At 42.2% G+C, this 18777-nt stretch carries 24 protein-coding genes; all 24 read right to left on the bottom strand.

Annotated elements, in window-relative coordinates; genetic code table 11:
- Positions 1–3: 3 nt before the first annotated feature.
- Positions 4–1098: a flagellar biosynthesis protein FlhB gene (gene flhB, locus BC351_RS01530; protein ID WP_079408944.1), complete on the bottom strand. Its 1095-nt coding sequence runs from the start codon at positions 1096–1098 to the stop codon at positions 4–6.
- A gap of 14 nt (positions 1099–1112) precedes the next feature.
- Positions 1113–1913: a flagellar biosynthetic protein FliR gene (gene fliR / locus BC351_RS01525; protein WP_144028234.1), complete on the bottom strand. Its 801-nt coding sequence runs from the start codon at positions 1911–1913 to the stop codon at positions 1113–1115.
- Between the two features lie 12 nt (positions 1914–1925).
- On the bottom strand, positions 1926–2195 hold the full coding sequence (gene fliQ, locus BC351_RS01520; RefSeq protein WP_079408943.1) for a flagellar biosynthesis protein FliQ: 270 nt from the start codon (positions 2193–2195) through the stop codon (positions 1926–1928).
- 26 nt (positions 2196–2221) lie between these two features.
- A complete protein-coding gene (fliP, locus tag BC351_RS01515; RefSeq protein ID WP_079408942.1) occupies positions 2222–2995 on the bottom strand; it encodes a flagellar type III secretion system pore protein FliP in 774 nt (257 codons plus the stop codon).
- On the bottom strand, positions 2992–3621 hold the full coding sequence (locus tag BC351_RS01510) for a flagellar biosynthetic protein FliO (protein ID WP_144028233.1): 630 nt from the start codon (positions 3619–3621) through the stop codon (positions 2992–2994). The genes fliP and BC351_RS01510 overlap by 4 nt, the downstream gene beginning before the upstream one ends.
- A 47-nt stretch (positions 3622–3668) precedes the next feature.
- Entirely contained in the window at positions 3669–4031 is a 363-nt protein-coding gene (locus tag BC351_RS01505; RefSeq protein WP_028558282.1) for a response regulator, read from the bottom strand.
- A 24-nt stretch (positions 4032–4055) separates the two neighbouring features.
- Positions 4056–5318, bottom strand: a complete 1263-nt coding sequence (gene fliY, locus BC351_RS01500) for a flagellar motor switch phosphatase FliY (RefSeq protein WP_079408941.1) — start codon at positions 5316–5318, stop codon at positions 4056–4058.
- Positions 5308–6306 (bottom strand): flagellar motor switch protein FliM, encoded by a 999-nt coding sequence (gene fliM, locus BC351_RS01495; protein ID WP_079408940.1) that lies wholly within the window; start codon positions 6304–6306, stop codon positions 5308–5310. Before fliM ends, fliY begins: the two co-directional genes overlap by 11 nt.
- A gap of 35 nt (positions 6307–6341) precedes the next feature.
- Positions 6342–6827, bottom strand: coding sequence for a flagellar basal body-associated FliL family protein (locus tag BC351_RS01490; protein WP_079408939.1), 486 nt, complete (start codon positions 6825–6827; stop codon positions 6342–6344).
- A complete protein-coding gene (locus tag BC351_RS01485; RefSeq protein ID WP_079408938.1) occupies positions 6828–7049 on the bottom strand; it encodes a flagellar FlbD family protein in 222 nt (73 codons plus the stop codon). It lies immediately after the preceding gene.
- A 60-nt stretch (positions 7050–7109) separates the two neighbouring features.
- The gene (flgG, locus tag BC351_RS01480) at positions 7110–7931 is read right to left on the bottom strand and encodes a flagellar basal body rod protein FlgG (protein ID WP_079408937.1); all 822 of its coding nucleotides are present in this window, start codon (positions 7929–7931) and stop codon (positions 7110–7112) included.
- 87 nt (positions 7932–8018) lie between these two features.
- Entirely contained in the window at positions 8019–8405 is a 387-nt protein-coding gene (locus BC351_RS01475) for a TIGR02530 family flagellar biosynthesis protein (RefSeq protein WP_079408936.1), read from the bottom strand.
- On the bottom strand, positions 8402–8845 hold the full coding sequence (locus BC351_RS01470) for a flagellar hook capping FlgD N-terminal domain-containing protein (protein WP_425270891.1): 444 nt from the start codon (positions 8843–8845) through the stop codon (positions 8402–8404). Before BC351_RS01470 ends, BC351_RS01475 begins: the two co-directional genes overlap by 4 nt.
- A 34-nt stretch (positions 8846–8879) precedes the next feature.
- The gene (locus tag BC351_RS01465) at positions 8880–10343 is read right to left on the bottom strand and encodes a flagellar hook-length control protein FliK (RefSeq protein WP_079408935.1); all 1464 of its coding nucleotides are present in this window, start codon (positions 10341–10343) and stop codon (positions 8880–8882) included.
- A 33-nt stretch (positions 10344–10376) separates the two neighbouring features.
- Positions 10377–11297 carry a MotE family protein gene (locus BC351_RS01460; RefSeq protein WP_079408934.1) on the bottom strand — a complete coding sequence of 307 codons (921 nt, stop codon included), beginning with the start codon at positions 11295–11297 and terminating at the stop codon, positions 10377–10379.
- A gap of 23 nt (positions 11298–11320) precedes the next feature.
- Complete coding sequence (gene fliJ, locus BC351_RS01455) at positions 11321–11764, bottom strand: flagellar export protein FliJ (protein ID WP_079408933.1); 444 nt, start codon at positions 11762–11764, stop codon at positions 11321–11323.
- Between the two features lie 9 nt (positions 11765–11773).
- Positions 11774–13099: a flagellar protein export ATPase FliI gene (gene fliI, locus BC351_RS01450; protein WP_079408932.1), complete on the bottom strand. Its 1326-nt coding sequence runs from the start codon at positions 13097–13099 to the stop codon at positions 11774–11776.
- On the bottom strand, positions 13099–13914 hold the full coding sequence (locus BC351_RS01445; protein ID WP_079408931.1) for a FliH/SctL family protein: 816 nt from the start codon (positions 13912–13914) through the stop codon (positions 13099–13101). Before BC351_RS01445 ends, fliI begins: the two co-directional genes overlap by 1 nt.
- Positions 13907–14923, bottom strand: coding sequence for a flagellar motor switch protein FliG (gene fliG, locus BC351_RS01440; protein ID WP_079408930.1), 1017 nt, complete (start codon positions 14921–14923; stop codon positions 13907–13909). Before fliG ends, BC351_RS01445 begins: the two co-directional genes overlap by 8 nt.
- A 12-nt stretch (positions 14924–14935) precedes the next feature.
- Positions 14936–16519 carry a flagellar basal-body MS-ring/collar protein FliF gene (gene fliF, locus BC351_RS01435; protein ID WP_079408929.1) on the bottom strand — a complete coding sequence of 528 codons (1584 nt, stop codon included), beginning with the start codon at positions 16517–16519 and terminating at the stop codon, positions 14936–14938.
- 43 nt (positions 16520–16562) lie between these two features.
- Positions 16563–16871 carry a flagellar hook-basal body complex protein FliE gene (fliE, locus tag BC351_RS01430; RefSeq protein WP_079408928.1) on the bottom strand — a complete coding sequence of 103 codons (309 nt, stop codon included), beginning with the start codon at positions 16869–16871 and terminating at the stop codon, positions 16563–16565.
- Positions 16872–16891: 20 nt separating this feature from the next.
- Complete coding sequence (flgC, locus tag BC351_RS01425) at positions 16892–17341, bottom strand: flagellar basal body rod protein FlgC (protein WP_079408927.1); 450 nt, start codon at positions 17339–17341, stop codon at positions 16892–16894.
- A gap of 6 nt (positions 17342–17347) precedes the next feature.
- The gene (gene flgB, locus BC351_RS01420) at positions 17348–17755 is read right to left on the bottom strand and encodes a flagellar basal body rod protein FlgB (RefSeq protein WP_079408926.1); all 408 of its coding nucleotides are present in this window, start codon (positions 17753–17755) and stop codon (positions 17348–17350) included.
- A 230-nt stretch (positions 17756–17985) separates the two neighbouring features.
- Positions 17986–18771: a GTP-sensing pleiotropic transcriptional regulator CodY gene (gene codY, locus BC351_RS01415; RefSeq protein WP_079408925.1), complete on the bottom strand. Its 786-nt coding sequence runs from the start codon at positions 18769–18771 to the stop codon at positions 17986–17988.
- Between the last annotated feature and the right edge of the window lie 6 nt (positions 18772–18777).

Genomic DNA, 18777 nt, shown 5'->3' with positions numbered 1-18777 from the left:
TCATTAATTCGTTTTGCCCTTCATCTTATATACATAAGCCAGTACTTCTGCGACTGCTTGGAATAAATCAGCTGGAATGGACTCCCCGATTTCCACCTGAGCAAAAATCGCTCGAGCTAGTGGTTTATTTTCCATCGTCATAACGCCATTTTTCTTAGCAACATCTTTAATCTTGAGAGCTACATAATCGGCTCCTTTCGCAATAACGGTCGGAGCCTGCATGTTTTTGGAATCATATTTCAGGGCTACTGCAAAGTGGGTTGGATTGGTAATAATAACATCCGCCTTAGGAACTTCCTGCATCATGCGCTGCATCGCCATCTGTCGCTGCTTTGCACGAATCTTTCCTTTAATCAACGGATCTCCTTCACTTTTCTTATATTCATCTTTAATGTCCTGTTTGGACATCCTGAGACTCTTCTCGTGCTCATACCTTTGATAAATAAAATCAAATACGGCTAATACGATGAGAATCGCGCCAATCTTAATCCCCAGTTTTAGGGTGAGCGATGCGATAAAAGTGAACGTATTCTCAAGAGGTGTATGGCCAAGTCCTAACAGCTTAACCTTTTCCCCCATCAAAGTCGTATAAACGACAACGCCAATGATTGACATTTTCAACATAGATTTGACGAAATCCATAATTGTTCGCATGGAAAAAATCCGCTTAAAACCTTCAATTGGATTAATCTTGTTGAATTTCATCATCAATGGTTCGCCGATGAACAAAAAACCAATTTGAGCATAGTTTCCAATAAAGGCGATAACCACAACAAGTATGAAGATAGGTGCCAGTATAACTATACTTTGCGAAACTAAGTTCAGGAATAATACTTGAACATTCCCCATGGTAATATCCATGTTCAGTTGATTCTGATAAACATTTTGAAAAATGCTGATCAGCCTCACCTTCATATAACTACCGAACACGAGAAATGATAAAAAGGAAAAAAGTAAGATGGCTGCCGCAGGCAATTCCATACTTTTCGCGACTTGACCCTTTTTACGAGCATCTTGCCTTTTCTTGGCTGTGGCAGGTTCCGTCTTCTCCCCAGCAAACCATTGTAAATCGAGCTGCAAGCGATACGTCTGGGACACGGCTATCCTCCTATTTAGGGAGATGGTTGCTGTGTACCACTAATGAGTTGGAGCAACTTCTCCATGTGATCAAAAATCGTTGCAAATAAATTTTGAAATTGGGAAATTAATTCTGGAAACAGCAAGACTAGCAGGAAAAAACCCAAAATCATTTTTAAAGGCGCGCCGATAACAAAAATATTGAATTGCGGAGCCACCCTGGTTAACAGCCCTAAACCTAAATCTGTCAAAAAAAGGGCTGCTATAATAGGAGCAGCAAGTTGGAATGAAAGATAAAACATTTTGGACAACGATTTCAACAGAAAATCCGATATTTCACCGTTATAGAGATGAGCGAACAATTGGTTGTCCAGCGGCACCCAACGGTAACTTTCAATAATAGCTCTAATCAAGAAATGGTGTCCATCAAAAGACAGAAAAAGCAAGATCGCAATCATGTACTTGAGATTGCCCAGCATCGGAGATGAAACGCCTGTTAAAGGGTCGATGACACTCGCCATGCTAAAGCCGATCTGCATGTCCATGAAGGCACCAGCTGCTTGCACGGCTGTAAAGAAAATATAGGCCAGAAAACCAAGTAAAACGCCTATAAGCATTTCACGAATGATCAACAGAACGTATTCACCGTCCATGGGTATCGGCTTATCCAACCCCATGCTCGCAAAAATAATAAAAGAGATGAATACAGAAAGACCGATTTTGAACATCATCGGCACATTTTTGGAAGATAACACGGGAACCACGACAAAGAATGATGTAATTCGACAAAAAATAAGTAAAAAAATAGGAATAACCTGGAAAAACATGGTCGTCATATCGCTCACAACCTATCCAACGAATTTGTAAAGGTTGTTGAGTAAGTTAAACGTAAAATCAACCAGTGTATTCATGATCCACGGCCCAAAGATTAAAATGGACAGCAGAACTGCAACAATTTTAGGAACAAAAGCCAAGGTTTGCTCTTGAATTTGTGTTGTTGCTTGAAAAACACTTACCATTAGACCCACAACAAGTCCAATGACAAGCATTGGCGCACTGGCTTTCAGTACGGTATATACTGCTTCACCGGCAATTCGAATAACAAATTCCGAACCCATTAAGTAAACCTCCGATATCTTGATCCTCAACCATAGCTTAGGAGTAATGATTTCACAACAAGGTACCACCCATCCACTAGAATGAACAGCAGAATCTTGAAAGGCAATGAAATCATAACAGGCGGCAACATCATCATCCCCATGGCCATTAGCGTACTGGAAACAACCATATCAATGACTAGGAACGGAATAAAAATCATAAATCCCATCTGGAAAGCTGATTTCAGTTCACTAATCGCATAAGCCGGAACTAACGTAGTGATAGGAATATCTTCAACACCTGTAGGTGCTTTGGCTTTGGTGTAATCCAAGAACAGCTTTAAATCCTTCTGCCTCGTATGTTTGAACATAAACTTCTTCATGGGCAGTGATGCCTTCTCAAAAGCCTGGGTTTGATTAATTTCCCCCTTCAAGTACGGTTGAAGAGCTGTCTGATTAACTTCACCCAAAGTTGGAGACATAATAAAAAAGGTTAAAAACAGAGCGAGTCCGATTAGAACCTGATTGGGTGGCATCTGCTGAGTTCCCAGTGACGTACGCACGAAACCAAGCACAATCACAATACGTGTGAAGCTCGTCATTAAAATAAGAAAAGAAGGTGCAAGGCTCAAAACGGTTAACAATAATAACAATGTTACCGTATTTGAAGAGCCCGCGGCAGTGCCTCCAGTACCAATATTTACATTTAATCCTGGAATAGGATTATTAGGGTCCGTATCAGCAGCGGAAGCTGTTAGAGATAAAAGAAACACAGAGATCAACACAATCATTAAGGTAAGTACTAATTTTTTTCTCTTCATTCATCATTCAACCGATCTGTTTGTTTTTGATCAGAAAGCCATTCGTGGGCATCTTTATTTCGGTTTGTCACACGTTGAAGCTTGTCGTGAAATACTTGTTGAAACGAAGAAGTGATCTCCACTTCCTCTTCAATGTCCTTCTTTCTGTTTGACAGCTTATTGAGCCATTGGCTCAGTGTCCCAAACCCCACGCGATCATCCTGTGAGGAAGTCAGCAATTCCGAAATGTAGGCTACTTCATCGGCGTCATTGATCTTATCCAGCAGCTGAATGTTCTCACCGACGCCAACCACGAAGAGCGAATGTCCAATTTCAACAATTTGAATCGACTTATTTTGCCCAAGGGGAACTCCTCCTAAAGAGCGAATCGAGTTCCCAAACATGGTGCCTTTATTTCTCTTTGCAACATATCTGATAAGTACGAAGAACAAAAGAATGATCAATACGAGAAAGAAAATGACCTTGACAATCATTCCAAAAGAATCAAAAGAGTCGGTAGTCGGAAAATCTGATGCTGGGAGACCTTGTCCCGGCTCTGTTTCGGCAAAGCTCGGTGACGCAGTAGACAACATCGCGGCTACACTGAGTAACATCATTGACAGTTGTTTCGATTGGAGTCTTCTCATAATCACATCCCTTTCGGTTTATGTAAGACTCAATCGAACCTAACGGTTTAACCTAGAGTCTTTTTGATAGCTTCGATAACACGGTCTGCTTGGAACGGCTTTACGATAAAGTCTTTAGCGCCAGCTTGAATGGCATCAATAACCATAGCTTGCTGCCCCATTGCAGAACACATGATGACTTTAGCATTAGGTTCAATCTTCTTAATTTCTTTCAATGCTTGAATACCATCCATCTCCGGCATTGTGATATCCATAGTAATCAGGTCTGGTTTTAACTCTTTGTATTTCTCAATCGCTTGTGCTCCATCATTTGCCTCACCACAAACCTCATAACCATTTTTGGATAAAATATCACGAATCATCATTCTCATAAACGCTGCATCATCAACAATAAGAATACGGTTAGCCATGAATAAAGTCCCCCTAGAATTAAATTATTGTAACTTTTGAATTCGTTCCCATTGATTCACAATGTCCGTAACACGAACCCCAAAGTTTTCATCGATGACTACGACTTCGCCTTTGGCAATTAACTTATTATTCACTAAGATATCAACAGGCTCACCTGCCAGCTTATCCAATTCAATAATAGACCCTTGTGACAACTCCAAAATATCTTTGATCACCTTGTGAGTTCTGCCTAATTCTACTGTTACCTTCAGCGGTATATCCAGCAGTAAATTAAGGTTTGTATCCTCTGCATGTGACATCGAACCGGATTGTAAATTCCCGAATTGAACCGGTTGGACATTTACATTACGATTCGGCATCCCACCGTATGCTGCCGGAGGCTGCTGATACATAGGCTGCTGAGGTGGATACATCGGCTGTCCCATAGGCGGTTGCTGATACATTGGTTGTTCATACATCGGCTGCTGCTGTTGTTGATACATAGGCTGCTCATAAACGGGCTGAGCAGACGCAGGATGCGGTGTATGAACCTCTTGCATCGGCGCGGAAGGAGCAGGTGCTTGTACAGCTGGTGCAGCTTCCACCGCAGAATCTGAACCATCTCCACCCATTAGGATCGAAACCATTTCTTTGGCAAAAGGAACAGGAAGTAATTGCATGATGACAGAATCGATAAGATCGCCAATGATGAGTCGGAACGATATCTTAATAAATACGTCCTCATCAGGCAATTTTCCTTCTCCTTTCGACAAATTTAATATGTCGATTCCCGGAGGTGAGATATTGACAAATCGATTAAAGATCGTAGACATAGATGTTGCTGACGAACCCATCATCTGATTCATCGCTTCTTGCACGGCACTGATATGAATCTCACTGAGATGTTCATCCCCGCCCGTACCGTCTCCACCCATCATTAGATCCGCAATAACTTGGGCATCGCTAGTTTTGATGACAAGCAGATTAATGCCATCGAAACCATCCACATAATTAACATGTACGGCTACATGCGGTTTAGGAAACTGTTCTTGCAATTCCTCTTTGCCGATCACCGATACTTTCGGTGTCGTAATGTCAACTTTCTTGCCAAGCAAGGTCGAAAGAGCTGTAGCTGCACTGCCGAAAGTGATATTTCCAATTTCACCAAGTGCATCCTGCTCTAACGAAGATAAATAATCTTCAACTCTTGGAGGCCCGTGATAAGAAGAGGCTGAACTATCGTCCGATGAATGTCTCAATAAAGCATCGATCTCTTCTTGGGACAAATAATCTCTGTTATTCGTCATAATCTTCTTCTCCTTCATTTACGATTTCTGTAATCTGTACAGCCATCTTCCCTTTTAAGGTACCAGGGCTTCCGAGATATTTCAGCTTCTCGCCCACTTTGACTTGAAGCGAATCTTCGACGGATTTATGCAGTGGAATAACATCACCAGCGGTTAAGCCAAGAAAATCACGTATTGTAATTTCAGATGTACCCAATTCTGCAATGAGAGGCAACTTGGTTTTTTCCAAGCGCGATTGAAGTGCTTCCACTTCTTCAGGTGCTCTCGTCTTTTTCTGGGAAACAAACCAGTGATGGACAGAGAGACGAGGCATAATGGGTTCGATGACTACATGAGGAATACATAGGTTAATCATCCCTGTTGTATCACCGATTTTGGTGCTGAGTGAAATGAGTGCAATCGTTTCATTGGGTGAAACAATTTGCATAAACTGCGGGTTGGTTTCAAGTGCCTCCAATCGAGGCTGAATATCAATAACTGTCTTCCATGCTTCTTGCAAACTATCGAAGGCTCTGCTAAAGATACGTTCCATAACAATGGTTTCAATCTCGGTTAAAGCATTAATTTTGGTTGGGGTAGTCCCCGTACCGCCCAACAAGCGGTCCAACATAGCAAAAGCAACATTGGGATGAACCTCAAGCACCATTCGACCCTCTAAAGGCTCCGCTTCAAAGATGTTCAAAATGGTCATTTTCGGGATCGAACGAATAAATTCGTCGTAAGGCAGCTGTTCCACCTGGACAACACTAATTTGTACGAAGGTACGAAGTTGTGCAGAAAAATACGTTGTTAAAAATCGCGCAAAGTTCTCGTGAATCCGGGTTAAGCTTCGAATATGATCCTTAGAGAAGCGTACCGCTCTTTTGAAGTCATAAGCCCTTACCTTCTTCTGCGTATCCTCTTTCTTAAGTTCATCCGCATCCATTTCACCTGAGGACAAAGCAGCTAGCAAGGCATCGATCTCATTTTGCGACAGAACATCAACCATTCGAGTCACCTCCTTTAAGCAAAATCAAAAGCGAGTTATTGAAGTACTTTATCGGTTATCCAAATTTGCTTGATTTTACCCTCATGTAATAATGGGTTTAGTTTGTTCATTAACGTAGAAGTTAAAGAATCGGAACCTTTACTGCCTTCAATCTGGTCTTTGGTTAAATCGCCTAGTGCTTGTACAATTGTTCCTTTAACTGCGGAATCCAACAAGCTGTCAAACTCTGCTTTGCCTTTGGCATTTTCCAATTCAAAAGCGAAGCTGATTTTAATGAAGTTCTGACTTCCGGATAAATTCGTCAAAATATCTTTGATGATTGCCGTGTTGGCTTTGACTGCTTCTGCGGAAGGGGCTTTCGTTGGCTTTACACTGGCAACTGCGTCTTGTGCTTTTACTGCAGGATCCTTGGATTCATTGTTTTTCTCCATAAAGTTCCACAATACAAAAGCAGCTGTCAAAATCAGTGTAATCGCAATTAAAATAGATACAATGAGTATGAAAATTTTGTTCTTAAACACTTACGAACCCTCCGCATCCATGGACTTTATTGTCGCTCGAACTGAGCCAATCTCCTGCATGTAGGTCCGCACTAAGCTTACCACAACCTCTGCCTTTTCGAGAACTGTGATTTTCTTTCCCGTTGTCAAACTGATCATGGTGTCTGGCGTCTCTTCAATCTGTTCGATCAAAATGGCATTCAAGAAAATGGGCTTGCCGTTTAAACGTGTGAGAGAAATCATGTTTCCCCTCCTTCATCAGGATTAGGGGAGGCTAGCTCCCCTACTTCACATTACTGAAAATTAACGTTTAAGATTAACGACTTCTTGCAATACTTCATCGGAAGTTGTAATAATCCGTGAATTCGCTTGGAAACCACGTTGTGCAATAATCATTTCAGTAAACTCACCAGTCAAATCCACGTTGGACATTTCCAATTGGCCTGAAATTAGAGTGCCTGTGCCTGTTTCAGGATTGCCTGGAGCGCCAACTGTAAGAGCGCCATCTGGATTGGCATTGGCAGTCATGCGATACAAATTGCCGCCAATTTTCTCAAGACCTGATGGATTAACGACTTTAACAACGCCAATTTTTTGACCTGTTGCTACCGTTGCACCTGTGGCGTCAACCCCCATAATGTCTCCATTTTGTGAGATAGAGAATGAGACAATGTCATCGGGAATTACGATCGGACCTGCACCTTCAGCACCCATAACATGAAGGCCTTCCGCATTAACAAGGTTTCTGCTTGCATCCAATGTGAAATTACCAGACCTTGTTAAGTAGGGAGCATCTACTTGCGCTGTAGTACCTACAGCGAAGAAGCCATCTCCATTCACACGCAAATCAGTCGTTACATTGGTTGTCATCGCGCTTCCTGGCGTATGAACCGTATCAATGGCTGCCAAGCTAACACCTAAACCAACTTGCTGTGCATTCACGCCGCCACGGTTGTCATCGGCAGCACTTGCGCCTGAAACTGTTTGGCTGAGAATATCTTTGAACATAACACGGGAGCCTTTGAAGCCAATTGTGTTTACGTTCGCAATATTATTACCGATTACGTCTAACTTTGTTTGAAAACCACGCATACCTGAAACGCCTGAATATAAAGATCTTAACATCTATGGGCCTCCAATCGGTTTATAAACATCATGAGCTGCTTCATTCGTTCCACAGCCCCAGGCTTCCTGCACGGTCGAGCCTGTTCATTAAGCAATAACAATTGCACTATCGATTTGAGTAAATACATGTTCATTCATAGAGTTTCCGTCAAGCGCAGTCACTACAGTTCGGTTAGGAACATTCACGATTAAAGCATTCCCGCCTAGAATCATGAGCGCATCTTTGGCGCCTTTAGCAGCTACCTTATCGATCGCTTGGCTAAGCTTGTCCAATTGCTCAGGCTTTAATTGAATGCCTCTCTCTTGGAGTCTAACCTCTGCATGATGACTGAAACGAACAAATTGATCCTGAAGAAGTTGTTGGAAATTAGGAATTCCGGGTGTTGATGCCGGCTGCTGTACAGGTGTTCGTCTAGTAGTCGCAGGAGAAACCGCATTAGGATAAAGCTGCCCTATGGAAATTCTCTCTGTCATTTGCTTTCTCCGACATTCTCAATTTTCTTGAGCTTGTCAAGAGGAATTTCCACTCCCTTCACATTGGCGTATTGATTACCGTCTTTAAATGTGATGGAATCAACGATACCAGACTTTTCTTCAGAAGCTCCAGATGAGTCTATGTCTGTCCAAGTAATGGATTTGCCAATTAACCCTGAAACAAAACCTAGGGATTGACGCATTAGCTTCATTTCGCCAGCCATATTCGTCAATTGCTCAACAGAAGTAAATTGCGCCATCTGGGCAATAAACTCTTTATCTTGCAAAGGCTGCGTCGGATCTTGATTTTGAAGCTGTGTAATCAAAATCTTAAGGAAATCATCTTTGCCCAACGTCGTCTTGTCTTTTTCCTTGTTTTTGGCATTGTTACCTGCATTGATTAAATCTGTAACATTACCAACAATCGGGGTTGTAGCCACTCTTTCACCTCCGCTGCTTCATATACATGCTAGATTAGGCAATAACATCGAAGGAATTTCCATTGACTGCCGTTCGTGCTTGTGCGACACTTTCAATTTCTTGATTAAAATCAAGCAGATCCTCTTGAAAATTGCCGGAACGGTTTTTATTCTGTTGTTGAGATTGACCAAATGCTTGCTGTTGTCGCTGATCTTGGAACATACTGGATTGCATGTTCTGATTTTGCGTTACTTCAAGCTTTTCGACTTGTAATCCTTGAATGAGAAGAGCTTGTCTCAAAGAAGGCAGTTGACTTTCCAGCATTTGTTTGCCAGCTAAGGAATCCGCAGCAAATTGGGCGATTAATTGACCGTCATGCATCGAAATTCTTACATCAACTTGACCTAAGTTTTTGGGAAACAAGGAAAGCTTCGCTTCAGAAAAGCCTCCAGCCACTGTAATCTTCATGTTCTTCAAAACGTGGTCTGTCATTTCTTCTGCAAAATTGGCAGCATTAATGGTTACAGGCGCTTTGGCAACTGCTGTATTCGCGATCTGCGCTTTCTGCAGATCAGCAATCGTCACAATCGTGTTCGATGATACATCCGATTCGATTGGCAGATCCACAAGGTCAATTAAAGCTTCCTTTGAATCCGTATTTGCTGCTATTGTCGACGCGAGAAGAACATTCTTTACAGCAAGCTGCTCTAATTTAGATTTTGGCGCTTGAACAAGTGTGAAGGCATCTTCCACCATTTTCGGCGTAACTGGAAGATTGCTTGCACGTTTGTGATGATTAGATCGGTCGATAGGAACAACTTCATCTTTGTTGCCATCAATCAAACCTGCAGCGGCATCCGTCGTCGTTTTCACACTTTTCGCATTAGATGTTGGACCACTTAAGGACGTCATAAGTTCAGGAAGCAAGGGCTGAATCGTATTCTGCAGATCTTGATTCAGAAACTTCACAATAGGGTTTTCGGGCTGTTGTTTCGTAAAGGAAGCTAGCGTCAACAATGTATTCTGAGCATCCAGGTTCAACGAATCCGCAGTTTGTAAATTCAATGCATTGGGCAAGCTTAATGCTCCGCCTGTTGTATTGTCTCCAAGCGTTTGCAACAACTGCTTTGCGTCTGCGAACCATTTGCTAACTTTTGGGTCTTGCAGCAATTGCTGCGCAAGCGCTGGATTGCTATTCATTGCCTCCAGCAGCATTTCAGGAAGCGGCTGCTCTTCTGTTCCTTGTTTAGGCTGTGGAACAGCTCCTTGAAGCGGCATAACTAGGCTTTGCAGCATCTGCAGCAGCATATCAAGTGAAACCGCTGGATCTGATGCATTCACATCTTCTGAAGGTGAATCCTGCGCTGCAACCTGCCCACCCAATACTTGATTAAACGTATCTGTGGAAGTACTTCCTGTTCCTGTTGCCGCTGTTTTACCATTCGGAGTTGCTGCTGTTTTGTTCTGTGCTGCGACAGCTTTGTTCGCTGTTGGTACTGTAGCTACTTGAACATCCATTTTATTCACCTCCCTTCATGGAATCAACATCCACTATTGAACAAGTTTAGCTGATATGGAAGCTGCAACTTCCTTATTCGCGTCAGAGAGCGATGACATAAGCTTGGATCGGGAGGCATTGTCCATTCCACTTAGAATAGCCAAAACCTTATCAGGATTTGATTTATTCATTTCAAGCAAGACCGCTGAAGCGCTTTTGGGTGTCATATTGGCAAAGGTTTGACCAAGATCTGTTTTGCTGACTGTCGTTGTTGCAGCCTTCGCAGTATCTTTAGTACCATTCGTTGCTAAACGTTCCTGTAAGGCTGCAATTTCTTTGTCACGGACCGGAACAACATCTTTGAGTCCTATGGAAGCTACCGCCGCTTTGGCTGCATCCATTTTTTCGAGAATAGCTCCACGGCTGTCAGATTTCATCATCGAGAAAATGAGGACCATTTCTTTTGGTGTTAATGCTTCGATGATTGGCGCTGCTTTGCTAGGTGTCATTTTGGCGTACATATTGGCTAACTGCGTAATTTGAGCGTTGTATTCTTCTTCGGTTTGCGTCTTCGTCTTCAGCTTGTCTTCAAGCTCAGCCAGCTTCGATTGTGCATCTTTAATCGATTCATCCTTCTGTCCTGAAGTCGATTCTGCTTTTTGCAAAGCCGCTTGTAATTCGGCAACTCGTGCATTTAGTTTCGTAATTTCGTCATCTTTAGATTTAACATTTTGCTCAGCAGTTTGTGTTTTCCCAGAACTGCTTACTACGCTTTTCTCCTTGGGAGCAGGAACGATTGTCCCTACGACCGGTATATTATGTAGTGCCTTCTGAATACTGCTCTTGATATCATAATCAAAAATTGATAACAGCACGAAGAGCAAAACCGCCGTAAACACAAAGGGGATGACAAACCATATCAGAAATCTCTCCAGTGCACTATAAGATGTACCCTCTATGTTTGAATCAGCCATCTCCTCTTCCCCCCTTTACTTCCTCAATACGTTAATCGCTTGAAACGGTTTGTGGCCATTTCATCCAGCGCATCCTGCTCTTTTTTGGCGACAAACGATTGAAATTGGTTGAATGCCTTCTCCCTCGCCTTGGACCACACTTTTTCATCAATCATTCTTTCAGAGAGATGTTCTTGCTTTTTCAGTACAACGTGTTGAGCTTGCTTCACATCTTGATGCTTACGGGCAATTTGTTGATCAACATGATTCATATAGCTTTGCATCGTAAGCATTTGAGAAATCGAAACAGACTTGCTGGTCACATGAGTCATTTCGTTTTGCAAAGATTCTTTTTGCTCGAATAAACCGTATAGATTCGTTTCTTCCGTCCGTAATTGCCCCATTGCCTCAGACAATACCCACTCTGCTTGTGTTCTTTCATTGTTTTTTAAATTGACAATTTGTTGGAAAGAATAACGAAAGTTCATTCAGGACCCTCATCCCTTATAAAATTCATGAATCAAACGTTCTTGAGCTTCTTCGTACGTCAACTTTTCACTTGTCTTTTGCTTCGTGAAATCCCATATGGCCTCAATATTATCCATAGCAATATCAATATTTGAGTTGGAACCTTTTTGATACGCCCCGATATTGATAAGATCTTCCGAATCTTTATATATAGAGAGAAGTCGCTTTAATTGATCAGCAGCTTCCATATGTTCAGTAGGAACAATTTCTTTCATGACGCGGCTGACACTGGATAATACATCAATTGCTGGATAATGCCCTTTATTCGCAATGCTTCGATTAAGAACAATGTGCCCGTCCAAAATACCTCGCACCGCATCAGCAATGGGCTCATTCATGTCATCTCCATCAACGAGCACCGTATAAAAGGCTGTTATAGATCCTTTAGGACCTGTTCCTGATCGTTCCAGCAATCGCGGCAGCATGGCAAAAACCGAAGGCGTATACCCCCGTGTAGCAGGAGGTTCACCAACAGCAAGGCCAACTTCACGCTGCGCCATTGCAAAACGGGTAACGGAATCCATCATCATCATGACATTCAAGCCACGATCTCGGAAATACTCAGCAATGCTTGTCGCAATCATTGCACCTTTAATCCGTATTAATGCAGGTTGGTCTGATGTAGCTACAATCACAACAGATCTAGCCAGTCCTTCAGGGCCTAAATCTCTTTCGATGAAGTCAAGAACTTCTCGACCACGCTCTCCAATTAGAGCAATCACGTTAACATCAGCTGAAGTATTCCGGGCAATCATGCCCATCAGCGTACTTTTACCAACACCGGAACCCGCGAAAATACCAACACGCTGCCCTTTGCCAATTGTTAGCAGCCCATCAATACAGCGCACGCCAACCGAAATTGGATGAAGAACACGGGGACGCGTAAGCGGATTGCCTGGTGTATTATTGGTCGAGTATTGTGCCATTCTGGAAGGGAGAAATGACCCGTCTAATGGCTGTCCCAAACCGTCCAATACTTTACCAAGCAGCTCATGACCGACTTGAACCGTAAGTGGTTTCCCCGTTCCAACAACATCACAACCGGGACCAATTGCATCCAAATCACCAAGTGGCATCAACACGACTTTGTTGCTTCGGAAACCTACTACCTCTGCTTTTAGCGGCTTGTTCGATTTGTGCGGATAAATATAGCAGAGATCTCCGATACTGACATCCGGCCCCTCCGATTCAACCGTCAAACCAATGACCTGCGTCACTTTGCCGTTGACGCGAATCGGATCAATCGAGTTCAAATGCTCTTTGTACTTGTCTGCTTTGGGTAGCGTATTTTCCATCAGATTCCCTCGCTTTGAGTGGCCAATTGTTGTAATGCTGATTTGATCTCTTTCAACTGAGTATCAATTCTGGCATCAATGCTACCAAATGACGAACGAATCACACATCCACGATCTTGCACGGTAGAATCCGGAATAATTTGCAGCTCTGCTTGCGAATCAATGGAAGTAAGTAATTCCTCACGCGCATCTTGTATGTAGGCGAACTGCGATGGTGCAACACATAGTGCGATAATTCCCTTCTCGCGTCTACGTGAGAGAACCGTTTGAATTAAATCAATCACCCATTCAGGGTTCAGCGTCAATTGGCGGCCAATCACCTTCTCAGCAATTGACGTGCTAAGCTCTATGAGAAAAGGTTCTGATTCTTGAATGATTTGTTGCTTAAGCTTATAGGATTGCTCCAAAATTGCCTTAGCCTCAGCCAACATTTCTCCATACTCTTGTCTCAGCACTTCTTCCGCTTGCGCCATACCTTGCTGATAGCCTTCTTCAAAGCCCGCTTGTTTGGATAAAGCAATGTGCTCTTCATCTTGAGCGCGGCGTGCTTCCCACCAATGGTTAATTTCTTCATTTGTTTGTTCACGAAGCGCAGTAGTTTCCTGCATAGCTTGGTGAATTTGTTCATTAGCAAAAGCCTCAGCGTCTTGAAGGATCTGATCCTTCATCGACGTGGCTTCCGTTATTTCCTGTTGCTGCTCGGCTGTTAGCTCATTCAATCCTTCGTTCTGCATGAACTGCAGCGGCAAGATAGTCTCGACTAATTTCTTATCATCTAAAGGAAAGTATGCAAATGATTTAATGATATTAGACAATAATATCGTCTCCTCCACCACGCGCGATGATAATTTCGCCTGATTCCTCTAAGCGGCGAATAGTGGCAACGATTCTGGTTTGAGCTTCCTCCACGTCACGCAAACGAACGGGACCCATAAATTCCATTTCTTCTTTGAACGTCTCCGCCATACGCTTGGACATATTTTTGAACAAGACATCGCGCACTTCTTCGCTTGCCACTTTGAGCGCAAGCTGCAGATCAGCATTTTCGATATCGCGAATAATCCGTTGAATAGAACGATTGTCGATATTGACGATATCCTCGAAGACGAACATACGTTTCTTGATTTCTTCAGCCAATTCCGGATCCTGAATTTCTAGCGAGTCTAGAATCGTACGCTCTGTACCGCGATCGACGCCATTCAGAATTTGTACGATAGAAGCAATACCACCAGCATTTGTGTAATCCTGCGTAACAGTCGAAGAAAGCTTTTGCTCCAAAACTCGTTCTACTTGGCTAATAACTTCAGGTGAAGTACTGTCCATAAGCGCGATACGTTTAGCAACATCTGCTTGCTTCTCTTGCGGCAATGAAGACAAAATAATCGAAGCTTGTTCAGCCTGCAAATAAGACAATACCAAAGCGATCGTTTGAGAGTTCTCATTTTGGATAAAGTTTAAAATTTGGGCTGGATCCGCTTTTCTCGCAAAATCAAAAGGTCTAACTTGCAATGTAGCCGTCAAACGATTGATAATATCGAAGGCTTTTTGAGTTCCGAGCGCTTTTTCCAAAATATCCTTAGCGTATGCTATACCGCCTTGAGAAATAAACTCTTGAGCTAAGCATATTTGATGAAACTCAGATAAGATGGATTCTTTCTCAAAAGAATCAACTTTTCGGACGTTTGCAATCTCAAGAGTAAGCTGTTCAATTTCTTCTTCACGCAGGTGTTTGAAAATTTGAGCAGACACCTCAGGGCCTAAACTGATCAAAAGAATGGCTGCCTTTTGTCGTCCGGTTAACCCTTGCAAAGCAGCTTTGGCCATACAAGTGCACCTCTATTCGTCTACTAACCAAGTACGAAGCAGATTCACGAAATCTTCTGGACGTTTTTTCGCAAGAGTTTCCAGTTGCTTACGCACTTGATTGTCATTTGTTACATTTTCAATATCAATGGTTGGTAGTTCCGCTTTGCTTGCAGCGATGTTCATATCTTGGTCTAATTGCTGTGCAGCTTTTCTGCGTTTGCGAATTGCCAAACCAGCAATAAGTCCAATAGCAAGCGCTGCTAGTGCTAGACCGCCATACATTAAATACTTAGTTGTTGAGGAAGCAAGCGTATCTTTAGGTTTTACAAAAGAATGAGCGAATACTGTAACTTTTTTCTGCAATTCTTCGTCTGTATAAGTAACTTTATTGTCAGCTAGTGCCGTTCTCACAATGTTCACTAATGCACTTTGAACCGCAGCCTTGGTTTCTGCCGTCAAAGAATTGGGATCATCTGCAACCGGCGGCTCGATACCGACATTAATACTTAAATCTTTAACGACATATGGTGTAGAGATAATGTCATTCGTAATTCGGTTAACTTCATAATTCACTGTCTTGCTATTTTTTTCGGAGTTAGAGTTGCCTGATGCGCTTGAGCCCGGATAACCTGGAACATCGGTAGCGCCAGTTCCCGGAACGCCGCTTGTCGCATCTGCTCCCTTGTTTACGTAAGACTCCGTAGCTTCCTGCAAAGAAATTTCCAAACCTTTTTGATCGACTTGGTTTGGCGCGCTTACCAATTGTTCTTTACTTTTCTTTTGATCAAAATTCATCGTGGAGAAGACACTGACATTAACTTTATCCCGGCCAAACATCGTGCCTAACATGTTGTTGATGTTTTTTTGCAAATCATTTCGGAATTGGTTATTAATATCGGATTGGTTCGAGACAAGACTTGATGAAGAAGTGCCGCCAGCTTTGGAAGAAACCAGACTCTCTCCGTATTGATTGGAGATCGTAATATTTTCTACAGGAAGATTCTTCACACTGTGTGATACTAAGTTATAGATCGTATCGATCTTGCCTTGGTCCAGCGTATAACCTTGCTTCATTTGCAGAACAACGGATGCTGTTGCTTTTTCTTGTTGCTGTTGTAAGAACGGACCTTCTTCTGGGAGTGAAATTAACACCTTTGAACTTGCAATTGCTTGATTCGAATTAATCAACTGCTGCAATTCCCCTTGAATTGCGTTCAAATATTTCACTTTAAATTCGTTATCTGTAATACCAAAGGAGCTGCTGCTGCTAAAAGCACCGAAACCTAAGGAACCATTCTTGTTTAAGCCTTGTGATTCTACCCCTAGCTTTACATTTGCTACTTCATTCGTAGGAACTTCGATACTTTTACCATCAGCACTAAGTTTATATGGAATCTTAGCAGTATCCAGATAACCCTTGATGGCAGATGCGTCACTAGGCTGCAATTCAGTGAATGCTAATGAATAGTCTGTCTTGGATAAATTAATACTTATTATTGCGGCAGTTAGAATCAATAAGAACACAGTTGCAACAAAAGTGATCTTTGTCGTTTTACTATATCGATTCCAATATTGCTTCACCTTTTCCCAGTACTGGAGCAGGTTCTCGTTCACTCTGTCACCTCATCGAACCAAAGTTTAGCAGCATCTTGTGAAATCACAGCTGCATCCTCATCATTTCTTGGTAAGCTTCTAGGACTTTATTTCTGACTTGCACAGTCAACTCCAGACCTAATGATGCTTTCTCGGAGGCAATTGTCAGTTGATGTACATCGGAAAGCTCACCTTTAATGAAACTCTGATTCAACTGGTCAACTTGCTGTTGTTGTGTGTTTAAATTCGTTATTGCGTCGTTCAAAAACGAACCAAATCTTTTCCCGAGGTCAGCAGCCCCTTCACCCGAATTATCCTTCGGTTGGACTGAGCTCATGATATTAAGTGGACTATAACTGATTTTGTCAATCATGATGCAACCTCCTGTTATGGTTATCTACCAATTTCCAAAGCCTTCGTAATCATCGATTTGCTGGCATTCAGTGCTGTAACGTTCGCTTCATACGACCTTGTTGCTGACATCATATCAACCATCTCTTTAAGAATGTCGACATTGGGCATATAAACGAATCCATTACCGTCCGCATCTGGATGTGTAGGGTTGTACACCTGCTTCATCGGTGAGGAATCCTCGAAGATCTTATTCACTCTCACGCCTTCTCCAGTGCCATCCGCCATTGCAGACTTAAGGGACTGCGCAAAAGTTGGTTGAGCTTTTGTTTCAAATGAAACTAGTTTTCTTGTGTATGGAACCCATTTGCCATCAACAAACTTCGCTCGTGTTGTATCCGCATTCGCGATGTTAGAGGAGACTACATCCATCCTTAATCGTTGAGCCGTGAGTGCAGATGAACTGATATCAAATCCATTCGTAAGTCTCATTGGATATTATTTCCCTCCTAGCACCGTGCGCATTTTTTTGAATTCGCTGTTCATCTGTTGAATCATTGTATTGTATTTAAGCTGGTTCTTAGCCATCAAAGACATTTCGTAATCCATATCAACATTATTCATGTTGTTATTAATCGCAGTCGATTCATCGGTTTTTATTTCTGTATTTGGCAAATTTGTTGATTTCCCTATAAAGAAATGCCTACTGTCTGTCCGATAACCTTCTATAGAGGGTGTTGATGAACTCATCTGACCTTGCAGAAGATCTTCAAACAGTACATCCGAGCGCTTAAAGTAGGGTGTATCAACATTAGCTACGTTGTTCGCTACCACCTTTTGTCTCAAGGTTGATGCGTCGAGTGAACGCTCCATTAAGTTCCAACTTGGCTTGTCTAACAAAGACATAGTAGTTACCCTCCTTTCTATAGCGTATTTAAATTTTATATTTCAACATTGGAATTGAGTAATCCTTCTTATTTCGACATTATTTTTATAAAAATAATTCGAATTAGTTCCATATTGTAGAAATATGTAAAACCTTTTGTTACATTTCTTATCATCTAAGATATTAGGCTAACTTACAATAAGAAAAAAGCCCTATCTTTTTAACAGATAGGGCTTTTCGATATGTTTACTTAAAGTTTGGTCTTGATTTGTTCAATGCTTTGCATTAATTGTTCATTTAGAATACGGATATAAGTGCCCTTCATGCCAAGTGAACGCGTCTCGATAACTCCCGCACTCTCTAACTTGCGAAGTGCATTTACAATAACGGAACGCGTGATGCCGACTCGATCGGCAATTTTACTGGCTACCAAGAGTCCTTCTTTGCCGTCTAATTCCTCGAAAATATGTTCCACAGCTTCCATCTCGCTAAAAGATAAGGAGCCTATCGCCACTTGAACAACGGCCTTGCTTCTTGCCTCTTCTTCGATTTCTTCCGCACGTTCTCTTAGAATTTCCATTGCAATAACTGTTGAACCGTATTCGGCCAGGACTAAGTCGTCATCAATAAAAGTACCTTCGTTGCGACTTAGAATCAGCGTCCCCAAGCGACTTCCCCCACCAATAATTGGTACTAAAGTCGTATGGATATATGGAAACATATCTTTCATTTGCTCCGTGTAATAGAAGTACGGACTGTCAGGCTCAGCAATTGCCGATGTCTCTTCAATCTTCAACAGAAGATTATTGGATTCAATCGGAAACCTGCGCTCAATCAGAATCGATTGATTCATCTCTAATGAGACAGGATCATTCGTTGTTGCATAGCCGAGGATTTTGCCTTTACGACTGACAACATAGATGTTGGCAATGACAATATCCCTTAATACTTCAGCCATATCCATAAAGCTAACCGCATTGCCTGCTTCTTTTTGCAGCAAGCGATTAAGCCTTCTTGTTTTGTTTAGTAAACTCATGTAACT

This window comes from Paenibacillus ferrarius, from assembly GCF_002027705.1.
GTDB classification, from domain to species: Bacteria; Bacillota; Bacilli; order Paenibacillales; family NBRC-103111; genus Paenibacillus_E; species Paenibacillus_E ferrarius.
The sequence above is the reverse complement of the archived record's forward strand: the minus strand, read 5'-3'. Positions and strand labels throughout refer to the sequence as shown.

Coding starts and splice junctions, on each gene's coding strand:
- fliR (WP_144028234.1), bottom strand. CDS start 1,913: ATGACGACCATGTTTTTCCAGGTTATTCCTATTTTTTTACTTATTTTT.
- fliQ (WP_079408943.1), bottom strand. CDS start 2,195: ATGGGTTCGGAATTTGTTATTCGAATTGCCGGTGAAGCAGTATATACC.
- fliP (WP_079408942.1), bottom strand. CDS start 2,995: ATGAAGAGAAAAAAATTAGTACTTACCTTAATGATTGTGTTGATCTCT.
- BC351_RS01510 (WP_144028233.1), bottom strand. CDS start 3,621: ATGAGAAGACTCCAATCGAAACAACTGTCAATGATGTTACTCAGTGTA.
- BC351_RS01505 (WP_028558282.1), bottom strand. CDS start 4,031: ATGGCTAACCGTATTCTTATTGTTGATGATGCAGCGTTTATGAGAATG.
- fliY (WP_079408941.1), bottom strand. CDS start 5,318: ATGACGAATAACAGAGATTATTTGTCCCAAGAAGAGATCGATGCTTTA.
- fliM (WP_079408940.1), bottom strand. CDS start 6,306: ATGGTTGATGTTCTGTCGCAAAATGAGATCGATGCCTTGCTAGCTGCT.
- BC351_RS01485 (WP_079408938.1), bottom strand. CDS start 7,049: ATGATTTCTCTCACACGTTTAAACGGCAAGCCCATTTTCTTGAATGCC.
- flgG (WP_079408937.1), bottom strand. CDS start 7,931: ATGTTAAGATCTTTATATTCAGGCGTTTCAGGTATGCGTGGTTTTCAA.
- BC351_RS01475 (WP_079408936.1), bottom strand. CDS start 8,405: ATGACAGAGAGAATTTCCATAGGGCAGCTTTATCCTAATGCGGTTTCT.
- BC351_RS01465 (WP_079408935.1), bottom strand. CDS start 10,343: ATGGATGTTCAAGTAGCTACAGTACCAACAGCGAACAAAGCTGTCGCA.
- BC351_RS01460 (WP_079408934.1), bottom strand. CDS start 11,297: ATGGCTGATTCAAACATAGAGGGTACATCTTATAGTGCACTGGAGAGA.
- fliJ (WP_079408933.1), bottom strand. CDS start 11,764: ATGAACTTTCGTTATTCTTTCCAACAAATTGTCAATTTAAAAAACAAT.
- fliI (WP_079408932.1), bottom strand. CDS start 13,099: ATGGAAAATACGCTACCCAAAGCAGACAAGTACAAAGAGCATTTGAAC.
- fliG (WP_079408930.1), bottom strand. CDS start 14,923: ATGGCCAAAGCTGCTTTGCAAGGGTTAACCGGACGACAAAAGGCAGCC.
- fliE (WP_079408928.1), bottom strand. CDS start 16,871: ATGATTGACAAAATCAGTTATAGTCCACTTAATATCATGAGCTCAGTC.
- flgC (WP_079408927.1), bottom strand. CDS start 17,341: ATGAGACTTACGAATGGATTTGATATCAGTTCATCTGCACTCACGGCT.
- flgB (WP_079408926.1), bottom strand. CDS start 17,755: ATGTCTTTGTTAGACAAGCCAAGTTGGAACTTAATGGAGCGTTCACTC.
- codY (WP_079408925.1), bottom strand. CDS start 18,771: ATGAGTTTACTAAACAAAACAAGAAGGCTTAATCGCTTGCTGCAAAAA.